The organism is Methylophaga sp. UBA678 (assembly GCF_002299105.1).
Taxonomy (GTDB): Bacteria; Pseudomonadota; Gammaproteobacteria; order Nitrosococcales; family Methylophagaceae; genus Methylophaga; species Methylophaga marina.
On the sequence record NZ_DBNG01000009.1, the window covers coordinates 283,152 to 292,065 of the forward strand.

Sequence of the window (8,914 nt, forward strand, 5' to 3'; positions counted from 1 at the left end):
TTATGTCGTTGATATCTCTTTTTTTCTGGAAGAAAAGCGTTCAGCCCAGTTCAATACTGTAATTAATAAACTGGGTAAAAAGGTCAGTGTGACAATCATTGAACATAAAATCCCAACCAGTACCACGATACCGACACCGCGATAGAGCTCAGTACCAGCACCTGGAATAAAGACTAAAGGTGCTAGACCAAATACGGTAGTGGCAGTGGACATCAAAATTGGACGTAAGCGCGTGGCAACGGCCTGATTGACGGCATCACGAACCGATACAGCTTTATCTTCCAAATTTCTTCGTGCCTGTTCAACAATCAGAATCGGGTTATTGACGACTGTACCCAGTAAAATCACAAAACCGAGCATGGTAATCATATCGAATGGCTGGATAATCGCTGGAACACCAAATAAATTAAGTAAAGGCCCAGCAGCATTGACCGCCGCTAAGCCAACAATACCACCGGCGATGCCTAGAGGGACTGTCGCGAGAATCAGCAATGGATACCACCAGTGACTAAAAATAGCGACCAGCAGCAAATAAATAAGAATTAAGGCAATGACCAGGTTGCCTGATAAGGATTCACGAGTGGCATCTAACTGATCGGCGGCCCCTGAAATGCTGATAGACACACCTTTTGCCACTTCACCCTCTGCCTGCATATTGGGCAGCATTTGAGTACGAACCTGATTCACGGCAGTTTCCAGCGCGATCTCTCTTGGCGGAATAATCAATAAAGTGACGGTACGACGACCATTCACACGTCGTAACTGATCGCTATCAACTGTATCCACAATATTGGCTAGTGCATTTAAGGGTAAAACAGTCCCTTGTGGCGTCATGATAGGCACATTAGCCAGTGAGGACAGGGTTTGGTTTTGTCCGGCGGTGCTGAAGATGAACATATCAATTTTGTCATCATTCATAAAAAACTCGTCCACATAAGCGCCATCACTCAGTGCCGCGACTGTGTAACCAAAATCATCTGCAGACATATTGATCTCAGCTAGTCGATCCCAGTTTGGACGAATTTCGACTAAGGGTTGATCTAAAGACAAGGCGGAAGGTTCGGATTCAATCTGTGGGTTACCAAACAGCTTTTCAGCACGTCTTATCGCGTATTCAGCCGTACTATAGAGGCTTTCCTGATCGGCACCAGAGATATCAAGATTCACGGCTCGTGTGCCGCCTTGGCTGCTGGAAATAATTGAGCCACGGTTTGAGAAGCCACGCATGCCTGGATATTCCTTAAACATGGATGTCAGTGCATCCATCATGGCCTCTAAGTCTTGTGGTCGAACAGGTTCACTCAGAATCCATATTGAGCCTGGATTAATACGCTGAAAATAATATTTCAGGGCGGGTAGTTTGTGTTCACCTTCATCAAATTTATTTGGGTCAGCCTGCAAGGCTTCACTTAAATGCTGGCGGATATCATCTGCCAGTAAACGCATTTCAGGTAAGTTATAGCCAGGTGGAGCCACCATCATACTGAACGCTTTCGGTTCCTCACCCTCAGGTAAATATTCGGCCGGTGGAAGTAAATACCAGCCAGCACCCATTGTGCAGGTAAAAATAATGACAATGGAAAGGAGGCGTTTAAAGGGCGAAGTATTGAGCCAGCTGACCAATTTTAAAATCGGGCCTGGATGACTTAAATCATCACCATGATCACGGTCATCACCAAAGCCAACGCGGGCACAAGCAGCAGGTACGACAGCGACGGCGAATAACATGGAGGCTAATATCGCTGTCGATATCGCAATAGCAATATCTGAATAAAGCTGCCCGGCTTCTTCATCGACAAATAATACTGGTGCGAATACGAGTACGGTGGTCATGCTGGAGGCCAGTACCGCGGTCCAGACTTCTTTTACGCCAGTGATCGCGGCTTGAATACGGTCCAGGCCACGTCGGCGCGCCTGCTCAATGCTCTCTAGTACCACAATGGTGTTATCCACTGTCATACCGATAGCAAAGGCGATCCCCGCCAGTGAGATGACGTTGATGGTGCGATCAAAGGCTAATAGACCAATAAAAGCAGCAATCGTGCACACCGGCATACCGAGCAGACCAATTACGGTCGCTCTGCCTGAACGCAAGAATAAATACAGAATAAGTGTCGCGAGAATAGCACCTAGTGCCAGATTCTGTGTGACCTTTTCTACCGAGGCCTGAACATAGCGAACATCATCACCAATTAACGAAATCGTTAAGCCGTTAGGATGAAGTTGATCTTGCCGAATTTCATCCACTTCTTTCAGCATGGCCTGTTTGATATCAATAACGTTTGAGCCTGTTTCACGTTTTACTGCCATGGTCAGTGCGGCTTCGTCATTGACGATGGATAAGCCCCGTACTTCATAATGATCTAGGCGGACTTCCGCTACGTCTTTGAGTTTGATGTCGGTGTTATTTCGGTGGGCAAGTGTCAGTTCTTTCAGGCTTTCAACATCCTTAAACCGACCGACCGTTCGAATAAAATAGCGACGCTTACCATCATCAAGATCACCGGCTGAGGTATCTCTGTTACGCTCACGAATAGCATCTCGGACATCAGTTAGAGAGAGTCCACGCTGCGCCAGTTTTGCAGGATCAATATGGATCTGTATTTGTCTTTCAGCACCACCTCGAAGTTGAACCTCAGACACACCTGCTACACGTTCCATCCTAGGTCTGACATCATCATCGATAAAGTCAGTGACCATATCCATATCCAGGCTCAGAGGATTGCCAGGCAGTGGGGTCACAGCAAAATACATAAAGGCATTTTCAGAAAATGAACTGCTGTAGAGGCGAGGTTGATCAACATTTTCGGGATAATTGGAGACCTGACTGAGCGCGTTAGAGACCTCAATTAATGTTTCATTAATATCCACACCAAATGGAAACTCAAGCTCAATGGTGGCCTGTCCGGTATCGGCCAGTGACTCCATTCGCGCCAGATTGGGAACACTTCGCAGATAACGCTCTTGTTCTATCAGGATTTCTTTTTCAATATCCTGTGGTGTTGCGCCTGGCCAGCCAGTGACCACACTGACGGTTTGCACATCAAGATCAGGAATCATTTGTACGGGGATACGTTTTGCCGCGGCGATACCCAGCACCATAATGATCAGAACAATGACCGTAAGCAGCTTTCCGTTTCTAATGGGGGCTTCAAGCATGATGAAATGACACCTGGTTATTGTTCTTGGTCAACAAGCGTGACGTTTTCTCCGTCTCGTAAAACTTCATTACCACGTGTGACGACCTTATCTTCTAATGTGATGCCTGACAGAATGGTGACACCCTGACTGCTTTGGTTGCCAATCTGGACTTTCTGACGCTTAGCTATGCCATTCTCAACAATAAAAACACTATAGCCTCCGTCAGGATGTAGCAGTAAAGCATCGCGTGGGATGATGATGCGCTGTTGAGTTTGCTGATTATCATTGAGTCCAATGATGGCTTGGGCAGAGGTGCCAGGTAATAAGCTAATGTCGCCAGTATCAATCAGAATTCGGACTAAAAAAGCTCTTGCCTGAGGATCGCTGACCGGCACAATGGCATTGATGGTGCCTTTGAAGCGTTTATCTGGAAAAACATCGGGAATGACTTCTACCTGATTTTGCTGGTTAATTTCTGAAAAACGTTCTTGAGGGACTTTGACATCTAAGCGGACTTTATCGGTCGCCACCAGTTCCAGCACAGTGGTACCTCGATTGACCCATTCACCCACCTCAGTCAGTTTAGCGCTGATAACCCCAGAAAAGGGAGCTGGAAGATGATGACGTGCTAACTGTTCCTGAGCAGATGCTTCAGCTGCCTTGGCTGCCATAAGTGCAGCTTCAGAGAGATTTAAACTTGATAAACGGCTGGCATTTTCACTCGCTGAAATATAATTTTTCTCACGTAAACCTTTGGCTTCATTAACCAGGCGCTCTGCTTCATCACGAGCCGCTTTTGCTTCAGCGGTCGCCGCTCTTGCCTGAGCGAGCACTTGTTTAGATAAAGCGGGATCAAGTTCGAGTAAAATGTCTCCTTTTTTTACCTGACTGCCAGCATCCACTAATACAGTTGAAACCAAGCCATCTACACGGGGTGAGAGCATGGCTCGCTTTTCAGCGGTGAGGGTTCCTGAGAGTGTTAAGTTATCACTTACTTTCGATTTCTCTGGTGATAAAACTGAAACAGGTGTTTCAGCATAGAGATTTGATGTACTGAGAAAACCAGACAAAACAAACAAAAATAGGCAGACTCTTTTCCAATGATAATGATTCTTCATGTTGTTCCGTTTACGGCTGTTATCGCATATTTAGGTAGCTGGTCACCGCTTAGTTCCCAAAGATGTAAATATTTGTTAAGGCTGTTAATGAAGATTACATCGAATAAACAATTTTTACTAATGGAAGCTTGTTAGTGCGGTGATCTGTCTGGCGGGAAGCAGAAATGGTTCTAAGTGATGTTTAATTTACAACATCAACATGAAGGAAAGATGAAAAGGCGCAAAGAAACAAAACGTCCCTTACGCCAATTGATGGTTAGCCAGATTTTTTATTGGTTCTATTCAATGGTTTGTTTCTGGGGGGGCGCCGAGCAGGACGTTTCGCTGGCGTATTTTCCGAATGCGGTCTGGCTGAGCGTGGTTTAGCCGGATGACGCTTGGCCGAGGTCTTTTTCGTTAAGCTATAACTATCAGGCACATCATGTGTGGGTTCAAAACCATCCACATACACACGTTCCAGTTTATTCCCAATCAATTTTTCAATATCTTTGAGCTGATCGACTTCATCGGCACTGACCAAGGAGATGGCCTCCCCTGCGGCACCCGCACGTCCAGTTCGACCAATTCGATGCACATAATCAGCAGCCACGTTAGGCAAATCAACATTGATAACATGGGGCAGTTGATCAATATCTAAACCGCGCGCGGCAATATCTGTTGCCACTAACACTTGAATGGTATTGGATTTAAAGTCGGCAAGTGCTCGTGTTCTCGCACCTTGGCTTTTATTACCATGAATGGCGGCGGCTTTCAGCCCATGATCTTCCAGGTATTTAGTGAGTTTGTTGGCACCATGTTTTGTTCTGGAAAAGACCAGAACCTGATACCAGTTATTATCCTGGATAAGTTGATTCAGCAAAGCGGGTTTTTGTTTTTTATCGACAGGAATAATCCACTGTTTCACTTTTTTTGCTGTGGTGTTGGCTGGGGCGACAGAAATTTCGACAGGATTCTTCACCAGACGTTTTGCCAGCTCACGGATTTCTTTGGAAAACGTGGCTGAAAACATTAAGGTCTGACGTTTTTGTGGCAGTAAATTAATAATCTTACGAATGTCGTGGATAAATCCCATATCCAACATACGATCAGCTTCATCCAGAACAAGCACTTCTAACTCATCAAAACGGATAGCATTTTGTTGATAGAGATCCAGAAGTCGCCCAGGGGTAGCCACTAACACATCAACACCACGACGCATACGCATCATTTGTGGGTTTATCTTTACACCACCAAACACAACGGCAGAACGTAATGGTAAATATTTACCATAGGTCTTAATGCTTTCTTCCACTTGAGCGGCGAGCTCGCGAGTGGGGGTGAGTACAAGTGCGCGTGCCTGATTTGCTCGGGCAGGTTTACCCTCAGAAAGTTTATGCAGAATAGGCAAGGTAAATCCTGCGGTTTTGCCGGTACCTGTTTGAGCTGCTGCCATAACATCATTACCTTCCATGATGGCAGGAATGGCTTTGGCTTGAATTGGGGAGGGGGTCGTATAACCTGACTCTGTCACGGCACGTTGCAGTGGCAAAATGAGACCTAACTCGGAAAATGTCATAATTTACTCAATATAAAACGTATATAGTGAAAACAGCGTCTTCGCATTATTCAGCGTGTGTTTTTGGATAAGGTTAACAGTCACGGTTGTGTTACATCGACAAAGCGGGATGTAAAAGTGGAGGTCATGCCAGAACGTCTGTTAACACATGGAACTTATTGTCTACCCTGAAGCAGGTAACGACGAGTTCTGTAGGCACAATTATGACAGAGTTTTGATAGGAATATTGTTTTCTCTACAAAAATCGTCAGTTTAGAATGTTATCATTCATTTATCACTTTTTACTTGGGAGGAATCATGAAGAAAAAATCCATTTTAATTGCCATTGTAATTGCGCTATTGGCCATCTTTGTTGTTGCTGCTGTATCTACGGTCTTTGTAAATGACAGTAAAGAACGTTATGCCAATGTACCTTCTTCTAATAAAGAAGATAAAGTAGGTGATGCGGTTGCGCCAGCATCTGTTGAAAGCGAGATGACTCAGCCCATTGAACAAAACGAAGTGGGTGGTGTGAATGAAACCGTCACCGAGCATATGGAAGATACGAAAGAGGCGGTACCTGAAACAGTGGTAGATGAAGCGGCCATTGCCGAGCCAGACACCAGTGAAGCGAATGATGCCGCTGAAGACGTGAAAGCGGCTGTTGAAGAAGTGAAATCTACTATTGCCGAACCTGATAATGATGAAGCGACAGATGCCGTTGAAGAAGTGAAGGCGGCTGTTGAAGAAACACAAGCTGAAGCGGCGCCTGCAGAACAAGAGCAAGCGTCTGCAGAAGCGAAAACGCACATTGTTACTGCGGTTGGTCTCAAATATGATCCACTGGTCATTCAGATTCAGCCTGGCGATAAAGTCGCTTGGGAAAATATGCCTACGCATGATACACAATCATTAGAAGGCCTGATTCCGGAAGGTGCTGAAGCATGGCATTCACAAATGGGTGAAAACTATCAGCGTACCTTTACCGTTGAAGGTATCTATGTGTACAAATGCACACCTCACTTTGGTGCAGGTATGGGCGGCGCCATCATCGTTGGTAATCCGGTCAACCTCGAGCAAATCAAAGCGGCTGATGCGAAAGGCGCTGCAGGACGTTTAGTAAGAAAAGCGATTGCTGCCGCTGAAAAAATGTAAGACAACCGCTGATGATGTCAAACAACCCTCTGTTCGTATTGAGCAGGGGGTTATTTTTTGGAAAAATCATGACTGAACAAACATTTATTAAAGGTAAAGATCGTGATCTGGAAACCAGTATTACGACCATGCAAGCGAAGTTGAAAGCGTTTGGTTTTGATGTCGAAGAGGCATCGTGGCTAAATCCGGTCAGCCATGTTTACTCGGTGCATATTCGTGATAAAAGCTGTCCGTTGATGTTTACCAATGGTAAAGGGAGTTCTGCTAAAGCCTGTTTAGCCAGTGCCTTAGGTGAATATTTTGAGCGTTTGAGTTGTAATTATTTTTTTGCTGACTTCTATCTGGGTGAGCAACATAGCCAGGCGCCTTTTGTGCATTATCCCAATGAACGTTGGTTTGTTTCTAACGATGGTGAAATGCCCGAAGGCATATTAGATGAAGGTCTGTGGGATCACTTTGATCCGGAAAGGGCGCTAACCGCAGATAAATTATTTGATACCAATTCTGGCGTTGGCGAGCGAGGAATTTGTGCTGTTCCTTATATTCGTCAGCGTGATTACCAGACCATCTATTTCCCCGTTAATATCATTGGCAATATTTATGTCAGTAATGGTATGTCAGCCGGAAATACGCAAAATGAGGCGCGGGTTCAGGGCTTATCTGAGGTCTTTGAGCGTTACGTCAAAAATCATATTATTGCTGAAGGCATTTGCCTACCTGAGGTCCCTCAGTATGTCATTGACCGCTTTCCAAAAATTAAGGCCGCATTACAAGAACTTGAACAGCATGGTTATCATCTGAAAGTGGCTGACGCCTCTCTGGGCGGTCAATTCCCGGTGATGAATGTCACCTTGATTAACCCAAAAGATGGTTCTGTATTTGCTTCCTTTGGTGCTCACCCAAGTTTTGAAGTGGCGTTGGAGAGAACGGTCACCGAATTACTGCAAGGTAGAGGTCTAGATCAGTTAGATGTTTTCCATCCTCCAACATTTGATATGGAAGAAGTCGCTTCACCGCAAAATCTGGAAATGCATTTTATTGATTCCAGTGGTTATGTGTCTTATGACTTTTTTCTTGAAGCACCGGATTATGAGTTTTATGATTGGGATCATGATGCCCCTACACGCGATGAACTGACTTATTTGACCGATATTATTCATGAGATGGGTTTTGATATCTATATTGCCGATTATGAGCATCTCGATGTTTACGCCTGCCGTATTCTCGTGCCCGGTATGTCGGATATTTACCCCGTCGATGAGTTGCTCTGGGAAAATAATAATGAAGGTGCCCTGTTCCGCGAAGATTTATTATCACTGAAATTTCGTACCAAAGAACAATGGCGTGAGTTATTAGTGGCACTGGAAGATGGTGGCTATAACGATCATACGCCGGTTGCTCAATTTATCGGCTTGGCACCTGATCCCGGCACATTGTGGTCTACTATCCGCTTGGGTGAAATCAAATTAATGCTGTGTTTGGCTCTGCAAGATGAACAGGCACTGGAGTGGGTAGATTGGTGTTTGTCGCTGGGACAAGGTAATGAGGCGCAATTACGTTTCTATCGTTGCTTAAAAGCCTTATTGGACATCAAATGGGATGATGAGCGTGAGTATCAGGATTATCAGCAGTATTTGTCACTGATGTACGGTGAGCAAAACGTGCAAGATGGAATGGCCATTGTTGAGGCAAAAACAGTTTTTCATCAATTACATACACCGGGTCTGAGTCTGCATGGATTTGAACGGCATAATGCCTTACTGGCCGGCTATGAAAAACTGCAACAAGCCAAAAAAGCCTACTGGGATAAAAGGGATTAATGTCAGTTTAGAGGCGAGAGAAAAAATTTTTACATGAAACACTAACACCTTTGTAAAAATTGCTGTATATTCTCTCGCTTCTTCGGCCAACAGACGATTTTTTAAGTCTGCCAAGAAGGATAGTGGAGCGGTAGTTCAGTTGGTTA

General features: G+C 45.0%; 5 protein-coding genes. 2 read left to right on the top strand and 3 right to left on the bottom strand.

Annotated features, from left to right (window positions below; all coding sequences use genetic code 11):
* From B3014_RS06005 to B3014_RS06015, 3 genes are all read right to left on the bottom strand, one after another.
* Positions 1–3,159 carry an efflux RND transporter permease subunit gene (locus B3014_RS06005; RefSeq protein ID WP_289243572.1) on the bottom strand — a complete coding sequence of 1,053 codons (3,159 nt, stop codon included), beginning with the start codon at positions 3,157–3,159 and terminating at the stop codon, positions 1–3.
* 17 nt (positions 3,160–3,176) lie between these two features.
* Entirely contained in the window at positions 3,177–4,259 is a 1,083-nt protein-coding gene (locus B3014_RS06010) for an efflux RND transporter periplasmic adaptor subunit (protein ID WP_289243571.1), read from the bottom strand.
* Positions 4,260–4,515: 256 nt separating this feature from the next.
* Positions 4,516–5,814: a DEAD/DEAH box helicase gene (locus tag B3014_RS06015; protein WP_289243570.1), complete on the bottom strand. Its 1,299-nt coding sequence runs from the start codon at positions 5,812–5,814 to the stop codon at positions 4,516–4,518.
* A gap of 297 nt (positions 5,815–6,111) precedes the next feature.
* On the opposite strand from B3014_RS06015, the gene B3014_RS06020 reads away from it, so the two are divergent.
* A complete protein-coding gene (locus B3014_RS06020) occupies positions 6,112–6,948 on the top strand; it encodes a plastocyanin/azurin family copper-binding protein (RefSeq protein WP_289243569.1) in 837 nt (278 codons plus the stop codon).
* 68 nt (positions 6,949–7,016) lie between these two features.
* Positions 7,017–8,768 (top strand): 30S ribosomal protein S12 methylthiotransferase accessory factor YcaO, encoded by a 1,752-nt coding sequence (ycaO, locus tag B3014_RS06025; RefSeq protein WP_289243568.1) that lies wholly within the window; start codon positions 7,017–7,019, stop codon positions 8,766–8,768.
* Positions 8,769–8,914 lie beyond the last annotated feature (146 nt).